Source organism: Dendronalium sp. ChiSLP03b (assembly GCF_034531165.2).
Taxonomy (GTDB): Bacteria; Cyanobacteriota; Cyanobacteriia; order Cyanobacteriales; family Nostocaceae; genus Dendronalium; species Dendronalium minutum.
In genome coordinates this window covers 49,290-68,476 of the sequence record NZ_JAVRBR020000151.1, presented here as the reverse complement: position 1 = coordinate 68,476, position 19,187 = coordinate 49,290, and the positions used below count along the sequence as shown (strand labels likewise).

Here is a 19,187-nt window from a genome sequence, read left to right as displayed (position 1 = left end):
CATGGGGACGTGGATTTGGCAAGGGTTTTGCATAAATAATTTTGCATTTTTTAGCTACTAATTGCCATAAAAACCTATACCACGGGGACATGGATTAGGCGTATAATAGAGGTAGTTAAAGGTGGGTTATGCAAAAAACGCGAGACGAGCAAGGTAAATTTACTACAGATAGGGCTGAACCCAGAGACGCAAAACTGAGTTTGAGAATCGAGCCTTCTGTTTTAAAAAAAATTCAAGCTATCCCCGATTGGCAAGAAAAGGTGCGATCGCTGCTTTATGAATTAGTTGAATCGGAATAGCGATCGCCCCTTCCTGAAAAATTTGAGGCAGTGCGGTCTTGGGGTTTCCCCAAGTGGAGCAACTGCCGTTTCAGGAACTCTCATGCAAAATTATGCAAGCCTTCAAGTTGTGATTGGGATTTTGCAGTTCGGCTCTAATTTTCTCCCTTAGTAGCCCCAGCCAATCCATGCGATCCATCTGGCTAGCCCAGCTTAGTGATGGGGTTTTTGTGGAGTGAATGATAGAGAGCGATCGCAGTGCCACGCCACAAAGAGCGCGTTTTGGTGCAATTTCTCGAAGCGAGTAGTTTGCCGTAAACCCTTGCAAGTCCACGTCCCAAATACCAATAGGCTGGCTGCTACCATCGCGCCCAAGGCGGAAGACTGCAAAGCGGTGCGTAATCGCAGTGTTGTGTGAATAGTCCAGCGTTGGGATGCGGATAGGGGTGCCCTCGAATTCCCCAACCAATTCTGTATGAAGTTCTCGGAGATTATCAAGGGTGACGAGGTAATCGTAACTTCCGTAGAGTGAAGTGATTCTGTAGGTTGAGAGTCCTCCTGGCGTGTTGCGCTCAAGTCGCAATACAGCGCAGTGCTTCCCATACCAACGCTTGAGGATTGTTGGTGCGGTACGGCGTTTCTTGGGCCGGAAAAATCGCTTAATCCAGCGTCGTAGTCTCTCCAGCCAAATAATTTGCACTTTTTCACGCTGCTACTTCTTGCCGATATGAAAGTTTGATAAAAAATTAGAAACTTGCTCTGTGGGAGACATCCGCACCAAACACCCCAGAGCAGAAATCGCGGCGATGCGCTCGATTGACTCTTTAAATTCGAGCTTGCCGTCCCAAGCATCCCGAATACTAATGCCAACCGGTAAGGCAGCGATGAGGGCGAATAATAAAATTTCAAACGGATCGAGATGAATGCTTTGTTTTCCAAAAGTTAGTGTCACTCCATCTCGCCGGCGATGGGGACAATCAAAAGAGCATTGCTTTTCTGGGGGAGTTGATTCCACGGCGACGGTTTAAAGATAACTGCGGTCATAATTCCCAGCAAAAAGCGCTCTCGAAGTGGAGCGCTGGGGGCTTTCAAAAATATAAATATTTAACTTACGAAAATCGGGTAATAGTAGGCGAACCCTGTCCGTTAAAGCTGAAGCTAATCGTACAGATCGCATCCGATTGCAATTGTTTGGAAAAGTTGGTGATCACCGCAGTACCTTTCAACCCATCACCGACAGTTTTACCTTTTGGTGGGGGATCTTCTTGCCAAACGAAAATTTCTCGTCCTGACACCGCCTGAGATGCCGCGTAGTAAACTCTACGAAATGCGTCGTCATCAGAGAGCAAATTAGCCGTCCAAGGTAGTTCCCAATTTTGCTTGGTGATCACCCCATCCGCGTAGCCAAGTGGGTCTTCAAATACCAAGGATTCGGTTCTATCTGCGCCGAGATTCACGCTTAATTGAGTACCGCCAAGTAACCTCAATTTCGCTAAATATTCAGCTGTAGAACTGCCTGTTAATGCCGCGCTTGCCGCTTCAATTGTCAAGCTGGTATCGCCTGTTTTGGCATCAGCTGCCAAATACACAGTTAGCTTACTGGTGCCGTTATCGAAAGTTAGTGGCGTGCCGGCCGCAATTGGCCCGGACAGCGCTGTCACTGTGACGCTGGTCGCGGCTGAAGTAATTCCACTACCTGCGGTAATTGAAACGTCGTCTGGTTCGATGCGATCGCCAAGCGGCAGCAAGGCTACATACACCTTGACTTTATTGCCACCGCCAACCTGGAAAGATTTTGGCATTTGTTTGAATCTCCGGAGATTAGTCGGCTCCAGAGTTCCCCTGTTTTGAAAGGGCAGGGGGAGAAGGGGCAGAGGAGAAAACTATACTCAGCACTCAGCACTTTTTGCTACTGACAACTGACTACTGACTAATTACCTGCCAATCTTTCAAGAAAATTTTGCACTGTTCAACGGTCAAAAGTTTTTCAGAAGCCGGCATTGTACTGACTCTTTCTATCAAGTAATCATCTGGTAAATCGCCAGCTAATAAACCAATTACCTCTACCAAACTTTTATTAGAATCCCACTGTTTGAGATGGATTTCCCATGTGTTTGTGAAGGTGCGATCGCCTCCAATATTTGCACTCACGTCAGGTATTGGTTGCTTGATTACTACTTCTAATCCTGAAACTTTTGTACCGTGTTCGGGGTAATTCCAGCCTTTATCTGGATCTGGGAGACAGGCGATCGCGATCTCACTGCCGCCACCATTAGGAAATGTATAAGTTCCGATCTTGTTGGTTAAGATTGCGAGAATATCGTTTCTTAAAGTTAGAGCTTCTATCACGGTAGTATTTATAAAATTACTATCCCCAAGATGCCCAAAAATACATGAAAAAGGTGTCTCAAGTTATTTCCTGGCACGAGGACTGGAATATCATGCCTGGAATCGCTCTCTAAGCATGAATTTGATGTGACATATGAGTTTCACTTTCCTAGCCTGTGGAACAGCGATCGCCGCATTGAAATAGCTGGAACTGTCGGTGATTTGACAACGCAAGGTTATGTGCTTGATACGATATCTCTGGTTCCGTTAATCGAGCAACACTATCGAGTGCAAGCTGGTAGGCTTGGTGTCACGCGGTGTTAAAAAATCTTGTTATCTGTGATCTGAGTCACAATAGCAAAGGCTCGCTTGCACGCTAGACTTTCAGTGAAAGTGCTGAGAGTGTTTGATGTGCCAATTGTTAAGCGATGAAAAGTTAAGCGATCTCACTGAGGAATTTCACGTTTTACAGGGAGAGGTTCCCCATCTAATTCAATTGCTTTGGCAGGTGAGGCGGTTTAAAGAAGATGTCTGCCACAATCAGCGATTATTGAAAGCTGCACAGAAAATGGACAGCGCGATTTCATATGAAATTATTCAGCAGCTAGACCATCAAGAGAAAGTTAGGTATATGAAAAATCTTTCAAGAACTAGAGTTTGTAGTTAACTTTGGCGATCGCAGTAATCAAAGCACATCCGCTCCCACAATTCTTCAAATATGCTCTCAATTTCTTCTACTGATTGAAACATCGAAACACTGATTGTAAAAAGCTTGAGGTTTTTGGTAAACCTAACTTCAGAATCAAGTACCTCTTTGCCCTCTAGGGTGTAGGCATAGATATTAAGAAAGTATTTTGTGCCAATTACGTCATAAATTCGTTTCTGTAGTATGAAGTCAGCAAGGCGAGAACCAACTTCTTTATATCTTCTATAGCCTGCATTGATAAAATCTTCTGAATTCATAACAGTTTGTTCAGTTGTCGTTGCATAATCCCTGCTGCGTCACACTCTTGAAGCCCGACTTCTGTCCAAGGCGTTCCTGGTAGTTCAGTGCCATCTTGCAGCGTTGCGCCATCATGAACGGCTGTGGCGTGAGGGGCTTCCCATTCATATTCTGCGGCGTTGGCAGTGCGGCTGACTACAAGAGAATCAATTAATTCTTCGCTATCAACGCGATCGCGTGGACTTCCTACCGTCTCACCGTTGCTTCGCACTGTTTCTCTGGGCCAGTCCCAGATGTCAGAGGCGATCGCATTTTGAAACGCCTCTCCTTGCGCTTCAACTACCACGTCAAAAGCTTTGTTGATGATGGAGTCGAGTTTTGACTTGTTAATATTGATTTTGCTCATTAGTTCCTCCGAAATATTCCTCGGATTGGCGTAATCAAGTCAATCCCCATCGCCACCACATAAGGGGATTGAACTACAGGTAGCAGCTTCAATCTCCCGGTTTCCGGCTTGCTGATGGCCACAGTTATTTCAATGTCTGCTTCTGCCAAAAACTCAACGCCTTGGGGATAAGTTTGCGGCTCAACCAAGTACCCCTCTAGCAACACAGCATGACCATCAGCCCCAGCGAATTGCTGAATTTCTTGTGCGTAGCGGTTGACTGTGCCGGTGTCTGTTGTCGGCTTAAGGACTGCTTTAATTGTGAGAGCTTCGTAGTTAAGAGAACGGTTGCCGACAGCGTTGGTGGTGTAAGTGCCGTCAGCAACTTGAAAGGTCAAAACGCTGTTTTCAAAGCCAGAGAAGGGCGAGGTCACAGCACACCTTGCTCGTGCAGCCTGTTTTGTAGCAAGTATCCTTCTAGTTGCCACAGTTGGTTTTCTGCGTCTTCTCTAGCAACTTTTCTGCCAATTTCAATATTGAAGTTTGCGGGATCGACACATGCGCCACGACCGCAAATCGTAAAGCCTGAAGGTAATTTGAAACTGACTACTAGCTCTTTGCCCCAGAATACGTGTTCTTGTGTTTCTGCACTGTCTAAAAGTGAAGCAATTTGTTCTGGTGTTACTCGGTTGTTAGTGACTGTATCTTGAGAGTCTGACATGAGTTAATTTATTGCAATAAACTTTATTGATTAGAATTCCTTTTGTAAAAATTTTCATGCATCAAGCGTTTTTAATATCTTCTTCTAGCTCTACTTCGCTTGAAAATTCCAATTTAATCACTATATTTTCAGCCTGAAGTATTTGCTTACCTTCGCTTAAAGAAATGTCTAAGTTCTCGCAAAATTTTGCTAGGCTAATTTCTCCAGATTCGTAATTGCTCAACTGGTTTTCAAAATTGTTCAGCCAATTTCTAATAGATTCAGATGGAGGATTGCCATCACCTGGTATCCCTTGCCCAGGATTGATATAAGTTTCCACGAAATCAGGCTCAAGTATCTGGCTGTAGAAAAGTGAAGCATCATAATTTAATTGAGTCCTGAATTACTGGTTTGACCGTGGTCGTTGCTTGACTTCGCACTCCTATTAAGCTCATAGGACTTAGCGATATTGTTAAGATAACTTCCTTTTCTGCGGCATTAGCAGTATCGTCTATATCTTCTTGGCTTGGAGCCGGCAGACTATTTCTAACTTGTTCCAGGATTTCAATTGCCTGATTAGGATTAACACGAAAACACTTAAATAATTCGATGATGGCCAATATCAAGGCATTCTTCGCATTTGAAGGCGCGAATTTATGAAAATTTATTGCCACAATAATTTTTAACTCCTTAACAGCATCCCTCCACCTCCACCCATTAGATCTGGGCTTGGTGGCAAGCCTAATTGATAGCGCAATTTCTCAATCAAGTCATCCCTTCCGGTTAACATCCCAGTAGTACGCGATCGCGTGTCCCACTCCAACACATCGGCCCTGATTAGTGCCGAATTCACAGAACTACGCTCGCTGACAATTGCTCTTTCAATTGTTTGCAAATTAGTCAATATTTGCACTACTTGAGTGACTAAAAACTCAGATTCAGCCTCGATATTATCTAACCTCTGCCAAATATCATCTTTTTGAAATAACAATGGTGTAGGGCGATTAGCTTGATATTCGGTAGGGTTGAGGCTGGCATCGAAGCGATAGAACTCCCCCGAACAATCGGCGTACTGTCCCCTCATTTGGTCAGTTCGCAGTAGTGCTTCGTTGAGAGCGGTTAATATTTGGTAGCGTTGTTCTAAAGCGAAAAGCATTAGTTTATGATTAATTACTATATTCTTGATGACGGACACGACCCTATTGCTGTTAGTGCTTACGAATGGTCACAATGGTTTGAAAATATTGAGCATAGACGAGTTGCTGAAGATTACTTGTTTGATTCTAAAATTAGGGTTTCCACGGTGTTTTTAGGCTTAAATCATCAACACTGGCTTGATGGGCCTCCCTTATTTTTTGAAACAATGGTATTTGGGGGAGAAACAGACATGCTGCAAACAAGATACTCAACCTGGGATGATGCTGTGGCAGGTCATCAAGCAGTAGTTGAGCTTGTCAAAGCTTGCGAAACACCAACCGACACCGACAACGCCCTCCACACTCACAGTCAATCCCAGGTGGGGTAACTAATTGAATCAGCGTCCATTGTAGGCGCTGATAGCTGATGCATGATTGGCAGTGTCTTGATTGAGCATCCAGCAATCGCTTTGCATAAAACCCGACTTTGCCCCGTGAAGTGAATTCAGCTTCAAAGAATGAAGTCTTGGCAGATTTTGCATAACTTCCAGCACGGCGGATCGCCCCTTCTTTGGTCAGCTTCCCTTCTGCTAAATCCTGCCCAAAACCATTAAGAAATTTGTATTGTTTTTTGAGTTCCGCCCCCACTTTGCCGTAGTCTGTGGGTGTCAATTGCTTGATACCACCTGCTCCTATTGACGCGTTCCGCAGGTGGGATTCCTTCAAGTTTTGCGCCATTCGGGTTTGAAATTCGGCAATGTGAATTTTGCCTTGAGTCAAAAGTCGTGCGTGCCCCTTCAATCGCACCTCAAGGCGGTTCACTTCCTGGTCAACCACCTCTAATACTTGGGCATACTTCACGAATCGCCCAGTTTCTGCGTCTCTGTACCTATGGCTTTGTGGATCGAATTGGTACGGCATTTATGAAAAATTTTGCAGGAGGTTTTGACCGCTTTACCATCTCATCCATATCAGACTGGCGGATGATAGAGAGTTCAAGCAGCTGGGCTAGGGTTAAGGGTGTCCCCTTGGGGCAGAAGGTTGGCATTTTTGAGATTTACCAGTGCGCGGGCTAGAGCATTTATTGCTTGTTCTTGAGCTAATTGTTCTGGGGTGTTTGCGTCTGCGTCGAATAGCGCAAAGTGTAGGTGTAGTAACTCGTGTACTAGCGTCTCCTCCATGCAGTAGGGACGCATACCGTCTGATTGGTCATTGGGGTCTAGCAGCTTGATGTCAGCAAATTTTTCCTGAAGATTCCAGCGCACATTCCCCCAAGCACCTTCTGATTCTCTGTGCGGAACTACTTTGACTGATATATCCCAATCCTGAAGCTTTAATCTTTGCTGCCATTCCTGACAAGACTGCTGGGGATTTTCTAGAATCATGGACTTAATACCTCATCTGTAATTTGAACTTGTTCGGTTGCTGCCACCTCAGCATCGATGTCGAGCTGTCTGGGCAGTGTTTTACCCCGCTGCAATAGCAACAGTAGCGTGCGCTGGCTGATAAATCCTTGTGCGGTAAGGGATTCTAGCTTATCTACTTGTTTGGGGGTCAGGGGAAGAGAAAGTAAATCCTCGTCCTGAGCAATACCACCGCCTTGACTCTCCCCGGTGTAGCTAACCCAAAATTTAAAGACTTGTTGCATCGCCGACTCTTTGCGACGGGCCACGCCTTTGAGATTGGCACTGGTTTTGGTGGAGTCAAGTACTACCTCAGTGGCGGTTTTTTGGCGATCGCCACTGGTCAAAAAGTCCAAAGTCATCCTGTCCATCGCCGCTTCTAAGTCTTTGATGTCTTCCTTGGAGGCGGCTATGGCAACCCCAGTTGGTTCGGCAAAGAAAAAATCCCCATCACTAGGTATATCTAGCACCGAGTTGGGGCCAATCACTAGCGGGGGAACTTTTTTGAGGTCATCTACCGTTCTGATTAAGCCTTTTCTTACAGGTACTGGCAAGTTACACTTGCGAAGTACCTCATTTAACTGGCTGCGCTTCTGGAAATGCTCAATGTTGAGCTTGGCTAAATTCAGGAACGGGGCTTTGGCAGAAAATAGTTGAGATTCGGTGACGGAGTAGTAGACAAGGGGAATTTCATTGAGGCTAGTTGTCCCGCTTTCCACCAGTAGCAGTTGCGCCTCGTTTCCCTTGCCCTCAACAATCTGAAAAACGAAATACTCGCCTGGGAGCAATACTCGGTAGTAAGTTACTTCCTTCTCCCCATAGTCGCCATCCGGTTCTAGTCGAATTTCACGGATGGTGACTCTGCTTAGAGTTGGTTTGCTATTGATTTTGGTTGCTCGCCAGTTGAGGATGTCGCGGCGATCTATTAATACGAGGTATGGGCGGCGATCGCTTGCGAGCATTTCCCCTTGAGATGTGATGCTTGGATCTTCAATGGGGAATTCCACCATAATTCCACACCACCCGTCGCGCAGACACCACTGGTCAGCTTCGTGGAAAAATGTCCAGATATCATTGCCGCACTGGTCGATGTTGTCTTTATTTTTTACGATGCTTTTAGCAACGTCGTCATTGAGGCTAAAAACGCTCAAAAGCCCTGCGTAGTCTTTGATTGCAGGTTCAAAGCGATTGTCAAAGGTGGTACGGCGAATGCGATCGCTCCACGCTTGGGAGGGTTCCTTGGCTTCTTTGGGAAGGTATGCTCTTTCTCGTCCTTCCAGATCATTCCAGCAATCAAGCAATAGCAGCAGGTTGCTAGAGTAAGCAGCCGCCGCACGAGAGAGAGTTGATGGCAGGTTGTTGGAATTGGTGGGAGGCAAGCTACGTAATTGTTGTGGGGTGTACGTAGCCAAGATTCCCGATAAGGGAACAGAGCAGAGTTGAACTGCTTGAACAACCACCGCGATTTTCCAGCGTCACCCATACAGGCCCTAGTACAGTGCATCCTGTGTTTGTGTACCGTGGGCGGGTCTAGTTTTGCCCATCTGCCCCGACTGTTCCTTGTGGGCGGAAGCAGAGAATCGAACTCTGAACGCAGCCATGCCTAACCCAAAAGGGGCTAGCGAGGAATCGAACCTCAACCACTCCAAGTTTCCGCCAACCAATAATTATATCAATGGCAAAGGCAGGAATCGAACCTACATAATACCAGTGGTCGTCTTGCGAACCCCTGGCCGCGTTTACCTTTACGCCACCTTGCCAGAAGGGGCTAGGTAGTCAAGCACCTAAAAGATGTACTCTTGATTTCGTACCATCGCCCATGAGACGCTACGCTTGCCAGTATTAAACTGAACGGAGTTTCACGCCAAAGTAGATTATATTCGTATTTCACAGATCGCGCTTTCTAAAGCCCTTGTATGTTCGCTTTGTCTGAGGTTTTGCGAATCCGCTTTGCACAAAAAACTCTTCAAGCTCTTGTTCAGTTCTGCCAGCAAAAATTAATTGTTTATCGTTGGGATTAGCGATCTCAATTTGAGTATCAAAAGCCCAAAGCGGAGTATTTCTTAGTTTATCCATGACGTTTTTGGCAAGAGGAAACACCCTCAACGTTTGCCCTGTGACCCCATACTTTTGATTAATAAAAGGAATGCACCGTTGCTTTACCGCATCAATATTTGCGGCAATTTGCTCTGGTGTTTCAAACTCACCAAAATATAAGATTAATCCGAATAATTTGGGATAACCTGCATATCCGAAATCGAAAAATATGGGTTCATCGTTGAACTGCAATCTATTAAGGTTAGTTTCTGTTAGTCCAAATCCGTACAGGTTCCCACCATTTTGTAGTTCGGCAGTAAATTTGAGCATTGTAAAACCCCAGCTTCGTCTCACCAAAAGAGTCTAGCAATCCTCAAATCTGCTGTCATTCCTTTCAAGGGCAAAGGCAGGAGTCAAACCTGCAAGGGCTTATTGTTCTTCGTCCCCAAGTCCACGCCTCAGTTTCCTGTTTTGTGGCTGCCATGCGCTCGTCAATGCGCTGCTTTGCCGTTGCATCTATATATTACTCTTGGGCTGCTGTTGCTGCCATGCTTTCCAGATAGGTTTTAGCGCCATCAATCAGCCTTTCTTGAATTTCAGTCGGATTGCCACCTTTGGAAAATTTCTTATAAGCTCCCAAAATTTTCTTGCGTAGCGCCTGACCAAATTCGCTTGTACCTTCGATAAATGCTGAGACAGCATCAACTTTGGTAGTGTCTTCAAGTTTGACCTTGTTGAAAAAGTTTTCAAGAACTTGCTGGATACTCTTGCTAGTCAAGCTAGGAGTGCCAGCGTTTGCACCTGATTTAACCGTGATGATGTCGTCGGCGGTTAGCTCAGAAGTTAAAACTTTGGGGGAAGCTTTGCGCTTGGCTTTCGCTTCTTCAGTCGCGTCCGCTTGGACGTTGCTTGGTGTTTGTGCTGGCGGTTCTTCCTTGAAAGATTTAGCCCACTGCAAAACTACAGCATCAAAAGCAGACTCGGTAATCATTTCTCGCCCGTCCTCGGTTGGGTGAATTACCTCTCTGGCTTTGCCGAGTAATGCTTTCACTTCTGGCAGTGACTTATTTGTGGCACGGGAGAGTGTTTCTAGACTTAGGAATTTTGTTTCTAGAGTGCTGTTATTTGGAGCGATCGCTCTTTCTTCTGCAACGGCAACCATATGGACTTCTCCTATCGCTTTCTCGATACATTCTAAGCATATTTCAAAGCCCAAAAACCTGCCCAATTTGTTAGACAAAAGGTCGGAGAGCTTTAACAGATTGCTCATGGCACGAAGCCCCGAACATCTCAAGGTGAGCTTTGAGCGCCCATCTTCCACTGATACATAAGGTATAGTCCAGCTCAATACATTGATTGCTTCTGGCTCATTGCCTAACAAGATTGCGAGAGCTTCTGCATTGTCGATTTTCATAAAACCCTTGATATTTCTTCCTTTCCCCCCTTTCCTGCAAAGAGGTGTCGGTGCTAGATTTCCTATTTAGTAGTGTTTGATGGTGCTTTTATGAACAAGGGTGAATTGGTAGATGCGATCGCCGACAAGGCTGGTGTTACCAAAAAACAAGCAGATGCAGTTTTAACAGCTACATTGGAAGCGATTATTGAGACGGTATCCAACGGAGAGAAAATCACTCTGGTGGGGTTTGGGAGTTTTGAGCGGCGCGACAGGGCAGCCCGTGAAGGACGTAACCCGAAAACTAGTGAAAAGATGGAGATTCCAGCTACCAGAGTGCCTGGATTTTCCGCTGGCAAGTTGTTTAAGGAAAAAGTTGCTGGTTCAGAAGATTCTTTTGCAGCTTAGGTTATGGATCTGAGGTTGGCCACATAATTCTGGTAATGTGGCCTAATCCCAAAACCCTCATCTAAAGGGAATTCCAAGGTGTAGCTAGAAGCGAAATCTTGTCTGAATTATCCCCTTCGGGTTCGCAGTCACCTGCGGAGGGAAACCCTCCCGCAGCGCTGTCTCACCGTGTCTCCAGCGACCAAACGCTGATTAATATGTGGCTGCACGGTAGAACTGACACGACTACAGGAGCTTATCGCCACAATGCAGATTATTTTTTGAATTTTGTGGGCAAACCCCTAGCTGGTGTTGCCTTGGAAGATTTACAGTCCTATGCCACGCACCTAGAAGCCGGTGGCATCAAAGACTCCTCAATCCGCACCAAGCTAAACATCATCAAATCGCTGTTTACTTTTGCCGCCAAGCTAAATTATGTTTGCTTCAATGTGGCGGCGGCGTTGCGTATTCCCAAGGCTAATAGCTCTCTGGCTGGACGGATACTCAAGCAAGCCGAAGTACTGAGGCTAATTGAAAAAGGGACAAAACCAGGGCGCGATCGCGCTTTATTCAAGCTCATGTATGCTACTGGGATGCGGGTGAGCGAAGCGTGTCGCCTTAAATGGTGCGATTTTTATGAGCAAGACAGTGGAGAGATGCAGGTAACTGTGCTGGGCAAGGGATCTAAATTGCGGACGGTTTTAGTACCTCCAATGGTGTGGATTGAGGTAGAGGAGTTGAGGGGTAACAGTGGCGATGATGAGCCAGTCTTTAAAAATAGCAAAGGTGATTTTATTGACAGAACCGTAGCGCACCGGATAATTAAAAATGCAGCTGCGGCATCAGGCGTAAATCCGAAGGTGAGTTGCCATTTTCTGCGACATTCACACGCTACACACGCCATAGCCAAAGGCGCTCCCCTAGCACTAGTGCGCGATAGCCTAGGACATAGTTCTATTGCCACAACTGATCGCTACCTCCACGCTAACCCCACAGATTCCAGCAGCAACTACCTCGGTTTATGAACTATATCGAAGCTTCAAGAGCAACCTTCGCCGACCTTCAGCCCAAAGCAAGGCTCTATTTATATCGTGACAACAGTCTTTATGTAGCACGAATCGGAAATGTTGATGACTGGGCCGCCTACAAAGGTGACATCAACCAAGGATTAGAGGTAGTAGCGAATTATGGTGTCAAGGTTGCTGAGGATGAAGCTGTGCGCCTGTTTTCGATTTGCAAGGAAGCTAAACTGAATTATCGTCGGTAGGCGTTAAGCTTCCAAACTCAACCAAATCGGGAGCTTCACCAACTCTATAGCTATCGATTAACCCTTCAACTGCATTTTCCTTAGTGCCATACATTTCGCGTATATGAGCGCAATCGTCTCTGTCCCAAAAATGTTCTATCCGACGCTGCGCCCTCTGCTTCGCTTTCTCTAGAGATAAACCAACAAATATACGTTCGCATGGCATTGGCTGATAGTCCAAGATGCGGCGATCTAGATGCCAGTTAACATGCTGAAGCATTTTATCGCCAGCGCGGTTGCTCACGCAAAATGGTGTCACGCCGTCGCGTGAGTTCCAAATCCACTCAACTTCACTGCCGTCTTCGGCGGCATATTTCATCAGGCAGAATGCTTCTTTGTGATGATATGTGTTAAATTCTCTCATTTGTGTTTGACATTTCAATCAACGCACCATCGCCAACAATCTCAATAGATGCTAGCGGTATCCATCTAATTTGCTCCTCTCCAGGGACTTGAATTCCGGCTTCTTGCTCATCGCCTCGAATGAGTAAACCAAATCTCCCATCGGCAAGCTTGATAGGCGGTTCGCCTTTGAGTTCTAGATATTGCTGATAGTTCATAAATTAAATTTGCTGACAATCCTTGCATCCTTGGCAGTTTCCACTCGGATTTATAGCACATCGGAGGAATGGCGATCGCGCATTGAATTTGCACGTTACATCGCCAATTGCTTGGGGGTGTACTCTGTTCATTGCTTCGGCAAGCTGCTCTGCTGTTAAATTGACCCCAAGAATCTCTAGCCCAGACAAATCATCTTGCTGGCGACTCATAGCATCCAGCGCCTTGGCCCTTTTGTGCTTGTTGTAGTCTTCAATTGCTAGCCACAACCAGAAACCGCCAAACATCAGCCCAAGAGCGATCCACCAGCCACCTTGAGCAATCATGAAGATGGTGTTTTCGGTAATGGCGATCGCTGCTAGTACTGAAAACAAGTCAAATTTTTTCATAATGCGTACATTCCTCGCACGGGCCGGACGGGTTAGTAGTGCAACGCAAATACCTTGATTGAGCATTATATTTGCAGGTGGTGTCGCCTATGGTGTTAGGGCCGAACGCGGCTTCTAGTAAGTCGTGTCCGTCGTCAGCGTGAATTTCAGTCCTTGCAAAATCCATGCCAATTATTACGTGTCCCTCTGCTGGCAATTCTTGGCACAAGCGCGGCATCTCTATTCTTGCCCTTTCTGGGCGTTCGGGATAATCCATCAGTCGATCAAAATATCCGCTTCTAGGTATTTCTATCTGTCCAGTCTCAAGCATCTGTCGAATTCGCTCTATAGATGCTAGTCTCGCGGTTCTTGGACTAGTGTAAAAGCGGATATCAACTTCGTTTGGAGAGCGTACTATCCTCTGGCATTGAAGGGGTTTGACAGAAAAACGGATACGACAATCGTCGCCTATTGTCAGCATTTCTAATAATTCGGCTTGCAGCAGCATTCCATCAATCTCTATACTGCTGCCTCTCATCTCCACATATTGCGATCGCGTCTGCACTTCAATTTCCAGGCTTTCTCTGCCACCAAATTCCATGTTGTGCGTGACTGTGTTTGCCCTAAGCCAGATCCTTTTTGTTCGTTGATAAACTCTGACGTGAATCCGCTCCCTGCGGATGTCGATAAACCAGCTTTGATTTTCTTCAGGGGTGGTAAGTTTTTTGATGCGATCGCTGATTTCAGAGGCCATTTCGTCAAGCAGTTTGCATCTGCTAGCGCGTTCGAGATGTTGTAAGTCTATTTCGCGATCGTATCCTGTCCATCCATCCCCATTGGGCCAGCGAAAACTGATTACCCAATGCTGATGTTCGCTAAAATATCTTGCTTGGACGCTGAGATTCAGGTCGAGACATTCTGCCACCAATTTAACCAAGCTCCTGACGGTATAAGTACCGACTTTGTGAAGAGCGTCTGACCAAAGACTTAGCTCCCAATTGTCTTGTGCAAACCCCTCAATTAGATTCATATAGTTTTGACAATAAATCCCTAGCTTCCCTACAACGATAGCCCAAGTACTCTAGCTGGCTTTGCATCATATCTGGGTTATCTGTGAGGTAGTCAATTATCCCTGCTTGCGTCCACCGAAGGCAGCTATGAATAGTGTCTAGTCTTCGCTCCACAGACATTAAGGCATCTGCCAACTCCTGATATTTCTTTGCTTGCAGCTTCCTCTCCCACTTGTCGAGCCAAGGACGAGGCAGGCTATCTGGATCGCGTCCCAGAATATAGATTTGCTCTAAAAAGTCGATTTTGTCTTCCCAGTTGCCCTTCAGCGTCCAACCTTGGTGCTTCTTGGAAAATTTTTCATAAGTGATTAGCTGGATCTTGTATTTATCCCACAACTTTTGTCTGTAGGTTCTGTCATATCCCACGAGATGACTGCATCCTGAGATTCTATACGTTATCCAGGATGAAGGGATAGGACTGCGCCATTGATTGAGATACTCGCAGATGTCGCGCCATAGCCTGACATCCTCGTAGGTTATAGGTGCGTCCCATTTATTGATTAGCTCCTCACAAAATATCAAGCCATCATCAAAATCTAGACATTTGTCTGGTAGATGGTCGTAGGCAAGGCGATCGCCATTGCAGTCATAGATCGCATAAGCCCAATACATATCATGTTGGTTGCTGCTGCCTCCCCCTGCGTAGATGCAAATTTGGCGGTTTTGATATGGAGAGCAACAGCAAAATTTTTGGGCTTCTTCAATGCGTTGTGGTGGAAATTCGCTCATTTTAAATCAATAGACAAATTAGACAAAATCTTGAAAGCGTTGTCAGATAGGGAATTCTGGTTTTGTCCAAATAACTATATTTTCTATATTGTCTAAATAATGTCCAGAAAGAAAGACGGCGACAAAATGAAGCTTGCCGAGGCCAAGTATATTACTGGTGAGCCGCCCGAAGAAATAGCGGCTGCCCTTAATGTCTCTCGCCGTACTATCGATCGCTGGGCAAAAGATGGTAATTGGGATTCGCACCGACAAAATGCTAGAAACAGCAATGTCATTCAGTTACAGCCAAAGCCAAAAGTCCAAAATCCCAGATTAGATTTTATACGGCGTGACGGCGAGGCTATTGATGACATTTACGCTATAGAAGCTGCGATCGCTCACCTTCACGATTCATTGCCAGGATCTGAAGATAAATCCAAGGGGGGAATGGCAGGGGCGATCGCAAGGTTGATTGAACTCAAAAGGAAACTAAAACCTGAAACTGTGGCTGATTTGGTCGAACGCGCCATTGAATTGGACGTAGGGCCTGAAGAATTTTTGACTGAGTTGAAAAATGCGTGGCAAAGAAGGGCGTAAGGCAGGAGTGGGAGGAAGCACTTCAACAAGTTGCACTTGCAGCTAACAACATTGTCCCGTGGAAGCCATTACCTGGCCCGCAGACAATGGCTTATACCTCAGAAGCAGATGAGCTTTTCTATGGTGGGGCTGCTGGCGGTGGCAAGTCTGACTTAATCTTGGGACTTGCACTCACTGCTCATCAAAATTCCATCATCTTTCGCCGTGAATATCCTCAGCTAAAAGGATTGGTGCAAAGATGCAGGAAAATCCTCAAAGGCACCAAGGCTAAGTACAACTCTACCGAAAAAGTCTGGAGCGGATTGCCTGATGGTAGGTCTTTGGAATTTGGGGCCTGTCAGCACGAAGACGACGTAGAGAAGTACCAAGGTCGCCCTCATGACCTGAAGGCGATTGACGAAATTACTCACTTTAGCAAAGCTCAATTCAAGTTCCTAACTGGATGGTTGCGGACTGATGACCTCAATCAAAAATGTCGTGTCATTTGCACGGGCAACCCACCCACGACAGCCGAAGGGCGCTGGGTGATTGAATACTGGGCACCTTGGCTTGACCCCAAGCATCCTAATCCAGCAGCACCTGGAGAATTGCGTTGGTTTGCTGTTTTGGATGGTGAGGATGTTGAAGTCGAGTCGGGTGAGCCATTTGAATACACAGACAAAGAAGGCAAAACCGAGCTAGTTAAGCCGCGATCGCGTACTTTTATCCCTGCCAAGATTGAAGATAACCCTATATATATGAAGACTGGCTACAAGTCAGTGCTTCAGTCGTTGCCCGAACCATTGCGAAGCCAGATGCTCAAGGGCGACTTTGCAGCTGGGGTTGAGGACGATCCGTGGCAAGTTATCCCAACCGAGTGGGTATTGGCGGCGATGGAAAGGTGGAAAAAAGACCGTCATATCTCTATGACTCGCCCCACTCCCATGACCTGCTTGGGTGTAGATGTAGCCCGTGGCGGTGCTGCTAAAACCGTAATTGCACCAAGATACGGCAATTTTATTGGCAAACTGCAAAAACACGCAGGCAAGACTACACCCAATGGGGGCGCGATCGCTTCTCTGGTGCAAGTAGCGATCGTGGGTGATGCTTACGTTCACATAGATATTTGTGGTGTTGGCTCCAGCCCTTACGATACTTGCGTGGAAAGAGGACTTAACGCTCACGCTGCCAACGGCGCTGGGGGTTCGAGCGCTAGGGACAAAAGCGGCAAGTTTGGGTTTATTAATAAGCGGGCTGAGTGGTACTGGCATTTACGCGAAATTCTAGATCCTACCAGTGGCGATGATATTGCCCTGCCTGATGACCCCGAACTTCTAGCCGATCTAACCGCCCCTAAGTGGAAAATCACCTCATCTTCCAAAATCCAAATTGAAAGCAAAGAGGACATCCAAAAACGAATCGGGCGCAGTCCTGACTGTGGTGATAGTGTTGTCTACGCATTTGGCAATGTGGAATTTGCTGTCTGGGCTGAAGATATTGCTACATGGAGCTAAAAAGTCTTTATAAAGAAAACATTAACTTTCCGTAACCCCTCTGTAGCAGATTACTGCTATTCCTCAATACATTGTTGATATATTTGGATACATTTATGTCAACACTTACACGGAATGAGTTAGCCCAAAAAAATGAAAAATTAGTCCACAAAGTAGTTCACCGGATGTCTGCTACTTGCCGCGAACCTTATGAGGATTTATATCAGCTAGGTTACATCGGGTTATTGAAGGCTGCCGATCGCTTTGACCCCGGTACGGGCAACGCTTTTAGCTCGTTTGCCATTCCCTATATCCAAGGTGAAATTCAGCATTACTTACGCGATCAGTGGCAATCGGTAAAACTCCCGCGCACTGCCTTGGAAACTAAAGCCAAAGTCAGAAGATTACAGCGATCGCTTTCTAGTTTAGGCAGAGAAGTAGCGCCCGATCAAATTGCTTTGGGGCTTGGAATTAGTGAGGAGAAATGGCGCGATATTGATACTTTGGATAGCAATGTAACTATTAGTCTTGACGAACTTCTTCACGAGCCGACTTCACCAGAAGAGGTCGAAATTGACGAGCAACTGCTATTCAATAGTTTAAGCAAATTGAAAAATCGGCACAGAGTCGCAGTTGTTGAAAAGTTTTTCAACAACTCAAGTATCCCTGAAATCGCCAAGCGCCAAAACCAAAGCCCAGAAAAAATCAGAGCTTATATAAACCTTGGGCTAGCAAAATTACGCGTTTCATTATCACAAGAATTATGAATCTATCAGAAATAGCTATTAATATTAACGATACTTTTGACCGCTCAAAAGAATTTTATGAAACTGGCATTAATGCCATAAAACAAGCGCTTGTGCTTGATAAAGAGTGCGGCGACTTATTAATTCAGGCTAAGCAAAATTTACCTCATGGCGCTTTTATTCCTTGGATTGAAGCTAACTGCAAATTCTCTCGCTCTCACGCCCATAGATTGATGAGTATCGCCAAAAATTGGCAGAAAATAATGCAATCTTGGGAAGATAAATGTCTCACGCGTGGGACATTTGAAGCGCCAATTCTCTCTCTTAGAACTGCCTTGGCAATAGTATCCGCCGAACCCAAACAAGAAGCTTCTTCCTCAGAACCACTAAAAACGTATAAAGTAGCACAGCCTAAACATTCATGTTATGGAGAAGTTGTAGAAGTCGTAAAGGAGCTAAACCACGGCGATATATTGGTTTGCAAAACTTCCAAAGGAGAGTTTCCTTTTCTCAAAAATGAGTTAGTCGCAGAGAACCAGCCTTTAAAGGTGGAGGTTGCTGAAATCATTGATGTTGAAGTGGAGGATAATTCAGACAAATTACGAGAAGCGATCGCAATTATGATTGAATTTCTCCCAGAATTGCAGCTAAGAGCGATACTCTCTCAGGTGCTTTTTACTAGCAGAGATTATCTCCCTTCTGATATTCAAAGCATGGCAACAAAGCTAATTTCTCAGGAAGTAGCAGTTTTAACGGAAGCATTATAAGTTTCTTTCTCAACTCGCCAGCCCGTCTCGCTGCCAATTTTACCGTGTTTAGAAAAAGTGAAACAACCGCGTTGCCACACTTGCTCATCGTGTTGCAGCTTTGGACTGGCTCCTATTAATTCTTTGATTTTGGAAGTGGGTAAAACCCACCCAAACTGCACTGCTTTTTCTAATTCTTCGTAGCCTGACAGCGGCGATGTCTGACGAGTATAGGTGTATGACATCATTTTTTCCATTAACTCTGCCATGACATTGATAGCCATCATTTGGTCGGGTTCGATGTCCAGTCTGTCAACTTTGTCCAGCTTGTCCAGTTTGTCCAATGCAGGTAATTGGACTTCTGGTTGAACGGGAAAATCAGCGATCGCGCCTCCAGAGCGAATGTGTTTATCTAGCCTGTCTAATAGTTCTAGTTGCTCTTGTGATATTTTCCCACGGGCTACTGGTTGTATTTGTAAGCCATTGATACGGTCGTAGACTGCTTGCCTAGAGTCAAGTCTGTAACGCTCTTGCAGGCTGGATATTTTGATTAGTTCACTTGTGAGAGTCATTGTCAATTTGTCCAGTTATCTAGTGGACAATTCTAATATGTCCAGTGGACAAGT

Annotated in this window: 33 protein-coding genes and 1 tRNA gene; 11 read left to right on the top strand and 23 right to left on the bottom strand. The window is 45.6% G+C overall.

The annotated features are described in order from the left end of the window. Nucleotides 1-128 precede the first annotated feature (128 nt). Nucleotides 129-299 (top strand): hypothetical protein, encoded by a 171-nt coding sequence (locus RMY31_RS35500; RefSeq protein WP_409879563.1) that lies wholly within the window; start codon nucleotides 129-131, stop codon nucleotides 297-299. A gap of 70 nt (nucleotides 300-369) precedes the next feature. Here RMY31_RS35500 and RMY31_RS35495 read toward each other — a convergent pair whose 3' ends face one another. From RMY31_RS35495 to RMY31_RS35480, 4 genes are all read right to left on the bottom strand, one after another. Next, nucleotides 370-978, bottom strand: a complete 609-nt coding sequence (locus RMY31_RS35495) for a hypothetical protein (protein WP_409879560.1) — start codon at nucleotides 976-978, stop codon at nucleotides 370-372. Nucleotides 979-990: 12 nt separating this feature from the next. Next, nucleotides 991-1,293, bottom strand: coding sequence for a hypothetical protein (locus RMY31_RS35490; RefSeq protein WP_409879557.1), 303 nt, complete (start codon nucleotides 1,291-1,293; stop codon nucleotides 991-993). Between the two features lie 94 nt (nucleotides 1,294-1,387). Continuing rightward, nucleotides 1,388-2,080: a hypothetical protein gene (locus RMY31_RS35485; RefSeq protein ID WP_409879554.1), complete on the bottom strand. Its 693-nt coding sequence runs from the start codon at nucleotides 2,078-2,080 to the stop codon at nucleotides 1,388-1,390. Nucleotides 2,081-2,201: 121 nt separating this feature from the next. Continuing rightward, nucleotides 2,202-2,627 carry a hypothetical protein gene (locus RMY31_RS35480; RefSeq protein ID WP_409879551.1) on the bottom strand — a complete coding sequence of 142 codons (426 nt, stop codon included), beginning with the start codon at nucleotides 2,625-2,627 and terminating at the stop codon, nucleotides 2,202-2,204. A gap of 126 nt (nucleotides 2,628-2,753) precedes the next feature. Between RMY31_RS35480 and RMY31_RS35475 the strand changes: the two genes are divergently transcribed. Both RMY31_RS35475 and RMY31_RS35470 read left to right on the top strand, forming a co-directional pair. Beyond that, nucleotides 2,754-2,930 (top strand): hypothetical protein, encoded by a 177-nt coding sequence (locus tag RMY31_RS35475; protein ID WP_409879548.1) that lies wholly within the window; start codon nucleotides 2,754-2,756, stop codon nucleotides 2,928-2,930. Between the two features lie 85 nt (nucleotides 2,931-3,015). Next, entirely contained in the window at nucleotides 3,016-3,273 is a 258-nt protein-coding gene (locus RMY31_RS35470; protein ID WP_409879545.1) for a hypothetical protein, read from the top strand. Here RMY31_RS35470 and RMY31_RS35465 read toward each other — a convergent pair. From RMY31_RS35465 to RMY31_RS35435, 7 genes are all read right to left on the bottom strand, one after another. Further along, a complete protein-coding gene (locus RMY31_RS35465; RefSeq protein WP_409879542.1) occupies nucleotides 3,270-3,569 on the bottom strand; it encodes a hypothetical protein in 300 nt (99 codons plus the stop codon). The genes RMY31_RS35470 and RMY31_RS35465 overlap by 4 nt on opposite strands. After that, nucleotides 3,566-3,955: a hypothetical protein gene (locus tag RMY31_RS35460; protein ID WP_409879539.1), complete on the bottom strand. Its 390-nt coding sequence runs from the start codon at nucleotides 3,953-3,955 to the stop codon at nucleotides 3,566-3,568. Before RMY31_RS35460 ends, RMY31_RS35465 begins: the two co-directional genes overlap by 4 nt. Further along, nucleotides 3,955-4,368, bottom strand: coding sequence for a hypothetical protein (locus RMY31_RS35455; protein ID WP_409879536.1), 414 nt, complete (start codon nucleotides 4,366-4,368; stop codon nucleotides 3,955-3,957). The genes RMY31_RS35460 and RMY31_RS35455 overlap by 1 nt, the downstream gene beginning before the upstream one ends. Then, a complete protein-coding gene (locus RMY31_RS35450) occupies nucleotides 4,365-4,655 on the bottom strand; it encodes a Gp49 family protein (RefSeq protein ID WP_409879533.1) in 291 nt (96 codons plus the stop codon). Before RMY31_RS35450 ends, RMY31_RS35455 begins: the two co-directional genes overlap by 4 nt. 61 nt (nucleotides 4,656-4,716) lie before the next feature. Continuing rightward, complete coding sequence (locus RMY31_RS35445) at nucleotides 4,717-4,974, bottom strand: hypothetical protein (RefSeq protein WP_409879531.1); 258 nt, start codon at nucleotides 4,972-4,974, stop codon at nucleotides 4,717-4,719. A gap of 40 nt (nucleotides 4,975-5,014) precedes the next feature. After that, entirely contained in the window at nucleotides 5,015-5,308 is a 294-nt protein-coding gene (locus RMY31_RS35440; RefSeq protein WP_409879528.1) for a hypothetical protein, read from the bottom strand. 8 nt (nucleotides 5,309-5,316) lie between these two features. Next, a complete protein-coding gene (locus RMY31_RS35435; protein WP_409879525.1) occupies nucleotides 5,317-5,790 on the bottom strand; it encodes a hypothetical protein in 474 nt (157 codons plus the stop codon). A 6-nt stretch (nucleotides 5,791-5,796) separates the two neighbouring features. Here RMY31_RS35435 and RMY31_RS35430 point away from each other — a divergent pair, with 6 nt between their 5' ends. Next, complete coding sequence (locus RMY31_RS35430) at nucleotides 5,797-6,159, top strand: hypothetical protein (protein ID WP_409879522.1); 363 nt, start codon at nucleotides 5,797-5,799, stop codon at nucleotides 6,157-6,159. Here RMY31_RS35430 and RMY31_RS35425 read toward each other — a convergent pair. The 6 genes from RMY31_RS35425 to RMY31_RS35400 all read right to left on the bottom strand — a co-directional run bounded on the left by RMY31_RS35425 (nucleotide 6,089) and on the right by RMY31_RS35400 (nucleotide 10,624). Further along, nucleotides 6,089-6,691, bottom strand: coding sequence for a hypothetical protein (locus RMY31_RS35425; RefSeq protein ID WP_409879519.1), 603 nt, complete (start codon nucleotides 6,689-6,691; stop codon nucleotides 6,089-6,091). The two genes, RMY31_RS35430 and RMY31_RS35425, sit on opposite strands and share 71 nt — an antisense overlap. A gap of 74 nt (nucleotides 6,692-6,765) precedes the next feature. Beyond that, complete coding sequence (locus tag RMY31_RS35420; RefSeq protein WP_409879516.1) at nucleotides 6,766-7,155, bottom strand: hypothetical protein; 390 nt, start codon at nucleotides 7,153-7,155, stop codon at nucleotides 6,766-6,768. Beyond that, nucleotides 7,152-8,633: a DUF4055 domain-containing protein gene (locus RMY31_RS35415; protein ID WP_409879513.1), complete on the bottom strand. Its 1,482-nt coding sequence runs from the start codon at nucleotides 8,631-8,633 to the stop codon at nucleotides 7,152-7,154. Before RMY31_RS35415 ends, RMY31_RS35420 begins: the two co-directional genes overlap by 4 nt. A 216-nt stretch (nucleotides 8,634-8,849) precedes the next feature. Next, a tRNA-OTHER gene (locus RMY31_RS35410) sits at nucleotides 8,850-8,933 on the bottom strand. Nucleotides 8,934-9,060: 127 nt separating this feature from the next. Then, the gene (locus RMY31_RS35405; RefSeq protein ID WP_409879510.1) at nucleotides 9,061-9,540 is read right to left on the bottom strand and encodes a hypothetical protein; all 480 of its coding nucleotides are present in this window, start codon (nucleotides 9,538-9,540) and stop codon (nucleotides 9,061-9,063) included. Between the two features lie 193 nt (nucleotides 9,541-9,733). Continuing rightward, nucleotides 9,734-10,624 carry a hypothetical protein gene (locus RMY31_RS35400; RefSeq protein ID WP_409879507.1) on the bottom strand — a complete coding sequence of 297 codons (891 nt, stop codon included), beginning with the start codon at nucleotides 10,622-10,624 and terminating at the stop codon, nucleotides 9,734-9,736. A gap of 90 nt (nucleotides 10,625-10,714) precedes the next feature. On the opposite strand from RMY31_RS35400, the gene RMY31_RS35395 reads away from it, so the two are divergent. The 3 genes from RMY31_RS35395 to RMY31_RS35385 all read left to right on the top strand — a co-directional run bounded on the left by RMY31_RS35395 (nucleotide 10,715) and on the right by RMY31_RS35385 (nucleotide 12,257). Further along, nucleotides 10,715-11,011, top strand: a complete 297-nt coding sequence (locus tag RMY31_RS35395; RefSeq protein WP_409879504.1) for an HU family DNA-binding protein — start codon at nucleotides 10,715-10,717, stop codon at nucleotides 11,009-11,011. Between the two features lie 98 nt (nucleotides 11,012-11,109). Then, nucleotides 11,110-12,015 (top strand): tyrosine-type recombinase/integrase, encoded by a 906-nt coding sequence (locus RMY31_RS35390; RefSeq protein WP_409879501.1) that lies wholly within the window; start codon nucleotides 11,110-11,112, stop codon nucleotides 12,013-12,015. Beyond that, nucleotides 12,012-12,257: a hypothetical protein gene (locus tag RMY31_RS35385; RefSeq protein ID WP_409879498.1), complete on the top strand. Its 246-nt coding sequence runs from the start codon at nucleotides 12,012-12,014 to the stop codon at nucleotides 12,255-12,257. Before RMY31_RS35390 ends, RMY31_RS35385 begins: the two co-directional genes overlap by 4 nt. Here the strand turns inward: RMY31_RS35385 and RMY31_RS35380 are convergent. From RMY31_RS35380 to RMY31_RS35360, 5 genes are read right to left on the bottom strand one after another with little or no spacing between them, the layout of a single operon-like run. Continuing rightward, the gene (locus tag RMY31_RS35380; RefSeq protein WP_409879495.1) at nucleotides 12,235-12,660 is read right to left on the bottom strand and encodes a hypothetical protein; all 426 of its coding nucleotides are present in this window, start codon (nucleotides 12,658-12,660) and stop codon (nucleotides 12,235-12,237) included. The genes RMY31_RS35385 and RMY31_RS35380 overlap by 23 nt on opposite strands. After that, nucleotides 12,647-12,856: a hypothetical protein gene (locus tag RMY31_RS35375; protein ID WP_409879492.1), complete on the bottom strand. Its 210-nt coding sequence runs from the start codon at nucleotides 12,854-12,856 to the stop codon at nucleotides 12,647-12,649. The genes RMY31_RS35380 and RMY31_RS35375 overlap by 14 nt, the downstream gene beginning before the upstream one ends. Before the next feature lie 3 nt (nucleotides 12,857-12,859). Beyond that, nucleotides 12,860-13,243 (bottom strand): DUF6464 family protein, encoded by a 384-nt coding sequence (locus RMY31_RS35370; RefSeq protein WP_409879489.1) that lies wholly within the window; start codon nucleotides 13,241-13,243, stop codon nucleotides 12,860-12,862. Then, nucleotides 13,230-14,252, bottom strand: coding sequence for a DUF6464 family protein (locus RMY31_RS35365; RefSeq protein WP_409879486.1), 1,023 nt, complete (start codon nucleotides 14,250-14,252; stop codon nucleotides 13,230-13,232). Before RMY31_RS35365 ends, RMY31_RS35370 begins: the two co-directional genes overlap by 14 nt. Further along, nucleotides 14,239-15,021: a hypothetical protein gene (locus tag RMY31_RS35360; protein ID WP_409879483.1), complete on the bottom strand. Its 783-nt coding sequence runs from the start codon at nucleotides 15,019-15,021 to the stop codon at nucleotides 14,239-14,241. The genes RMY31_RS35365 and RMY31_RS35360 overlap by 14 nt, the downstream gene beginning before the upstream one ends. A gap of 99 nt (nucleotides 15,022-15,120) precedes the next feature. Between RMY31_RS35360 and RMY31_RS35355 the strand changes: the two genes are divergently transcribed. The 4 genes from RMY31_RS35355 (at nucleotide 15,121) to RMY31_RS35340 (ending at nucleotide 18,582) form a co-directional block, all read left to right on the top strand. Next, complete coding sequence (locus RMY31_RS35355) at nucleotides 15,121-15,597, top strand: helix-turn-helix domain-containing protein (RefSeq protein ID WP_409879480.1); 477 nt, start codon at nucleotides 15,121-15,123, stop codon at nucleotides 15,595-15,597. Continuing rightward, nucleotides 15,579-17,090, top strand: coding sequence for a terminase large subunit domain-containing protein (locus tag RMY31_RS35350; RefSeq protein WP_409879477.1), 1,512 nt, complete (start codon nucleotides 15,579-15,581; stop codon nucleotides 17,088-17,090). The genes RMY31_RS35355 and RMY31_RS35350 overlap by 19 nt, the downstream gene beginning before the upstream one ends. A gap of 95 nt (nucleotides 17,091-17,185) precedes the next feature. Next, a complete protein-coding gene (locus RMY31_RS35345; protein WP_409879474.1) occupies nucleotides 17,186-17,836 on the top strand; it encodes a sigma-70 family RNA polymerase sigma factor in 651 nt (216 codons plus the stop codon). Further along, nucleotides 17,833-18,582 carry a DUF3102 domain-containing protein gene (locus RMY31_RS35340; RefSeq protein WP_409879471.1) on the top strand — a complete coding sequence of 250 codons (750 nt, stop codon included), beginning with the start codon at nucleotides 17,833-17,835 and terminating at the stop codon, nucleotides 18,580-18,582. Before RMY31_RS35345 ends, RMY31_RS35340 begins: the two co-directional genes overlap by 4 nt. Here the strand turns inward: RMY31_RS35340 and RMY31_RS35335 are convergent. Next, the gene (locus tag RMY31_RS35335) at nucleotides 18,549-19,133 is read right to left on the bottom strand and encodes a hypothetical protein (RefSeq protein WP_409879468.1); all 585 of its coding nucleotides are present in this window, start codon (nucleotides 19,131-19,133) and stop codon (nucleotides 18,549-18,551) included. The genes RMY31_RS35340 and RMY31_RS35335 overlap by 34 nt on opposite strands. Between the last annotated feature and the right edge of the window lie 54 nt (nucleotides 19,134-19,187).

Bases quoted from the DNA above. Each gene is read 5' to 3' on its own strand.
- RMY31_RS35345 (WP_409879474.1), top strand. From the start codon at position 17,186: ATGTCAACACTTACACGGAATGAGTTAGCCCAAAAAAATGAAAAATTA.
- RMY31_RS35400 (WP_409879507.1), bottom strand. From the start codon at position 10,624: ATGAAAATCGACAATGCAGAAGCTCTCGCAATCTTGTTAGGCAATGAG.
- RMY31_RS35470 (WP_409879545.1), top strand. From the start codon at position 3,016: ATGTGCCAATTGTTAAGCGATGAAAAGTTAAGCGATCTCACTGAGGAA.
- RMY31_RS35355 (WP_409879480.1), top strand. From the start codon at position 15,121: ATGTCCAGAAAGAAAGACGGCGACAAAATGAAGCTTGCCGAGGCCAAG.
- RMY31_RS35465 (WP_409879542.1), bottom strand. From the start codon at position 3,569: ATGAATTCAGAAGATTTTATCAATGCAGGCTATAGAAGATATAAAGAA.
- RMY31_RS35425 (WP_409879519.1), bottom strand. From the start codon at position 6,691: ATGCCGTACCAATTCGATCCACAAAGCCATAGGTACAGAGACGCAGAA.
- RMY31_RS35435 (WP_409879525.1), bottom strand. From the start codon at position 5,790: ATGCTTTTCGCTTTAGAACAACGCTACCAAATATTAACCGCTCTCAAC.
- RMY31_RS35380 (WP_409879495.1), bottom strand. From the start codon at position 12,660: ATGAGAGAATTTAACACATATCATCACAAAGAAGCATTCTGCCTGATG.
- RMY31_RS35360 (WP_409879483.1), bottom strand. From the start codon at position 15,021: ATGAGCGAATTTCCACCACAACGCATTGAAGAAGCCCAAAAATTTTGC.
- RMY31_RS35385 (WP_409879498.1), top strand. From the start codon at position 12,012: ATGAACTATATCGAAGCTTCAAGAGCAACCTTCGCCGACCTTCAGCCC.
- RMY31_RS35365 (WP_409879486.1), bottom strand. From the start codon at position 14,252: ATGAATCTAATTGAGGGGTTTGCACAAGACAATTGGGAGCTAAGTCTT.
- RMY31_RS35375 (WP_409879492.1), bottom strand. From the start codon at position 12,856: ATGAACTATCAGCAATATCTAGAACTCAAAGGCGAACCGCCTATCAAG.
- RMY31_RS35395 (WP_409879504.1), top strand. From the start codon at position 10,715: ATGAACAAGGGTGAATTGGTAGATGCGATCGCCGACAAGGCTGGTGTT.
- RMY31_RS35370 (WP_409879489.1), bottom strand. From the start codon at position 13,243: ATGAAAAAATTTGACTTGTTTTCAGTACTAGCAGCGATCGCCATTACC.
- RMY31_RS35485 (WP_409879554.1), bottom strand. From the start codon at position 2,080: ATGCCAAAATCTTTCCAGGTTGGCGGTGGCAATAAAGTCAAGGTGTAT.
- RMY31_RS35500 (WP_409879563.1), top strand. From the start codon at position 129: ATGCAAAAAACGCGAGACGAGCAAGGTAAATTTACTACAGATAGGGCT.
- RMY31_RS35405 (WP_409879510.1), bottom strand. From the start codon at position 9,540: ATGCTCAAATTTACTGCCGAACTACAAAATGGTGGGAACCTGTACGGA.
- RMY31_RS35450 (WP_409879533.1), bottom strand. From the start codon at position 4,655: ATGTCAGACTCTCAAGATACAGTCACTAACAACCGAGTAACACCAGAA.
- RMY31_RS35420 (WP_409879516.1), bottom strand. From the start codon at position 7,155: ATGATTCTAGAAAATCCCCAGCAGTCTTGTCAGGAATGGCAGCAAAGA.
- RMY31_RS35335 (WP_409879468.1), bottom strand. From the start codon at position 19,133: ATGACTCTCACAAGTGAACTAATCAAAATATCCAGCCTGCAAGAGCGT.
- RMY31_RS35430 (WP_409879522.1), top strand. From the start codon at position 5,797: ATGATTAATTACTATATTCTTGATGACGGACACGACCCTATTGCTGTT.
- RMY31_RS35340 (WP_409879471.1), top strand. From the start codon at position 17,833: ATGAATCTATCAGAAATAGCTATTAATATTAACGATACTTTTGACCGC.
- RMY31_RS35460 (WP_409879539.1), bottom strand. From the start codon at position 3,955: ATGAGCAAAATCAATATTAACAAGTCAAAACTCGACTCCATCATCAAC.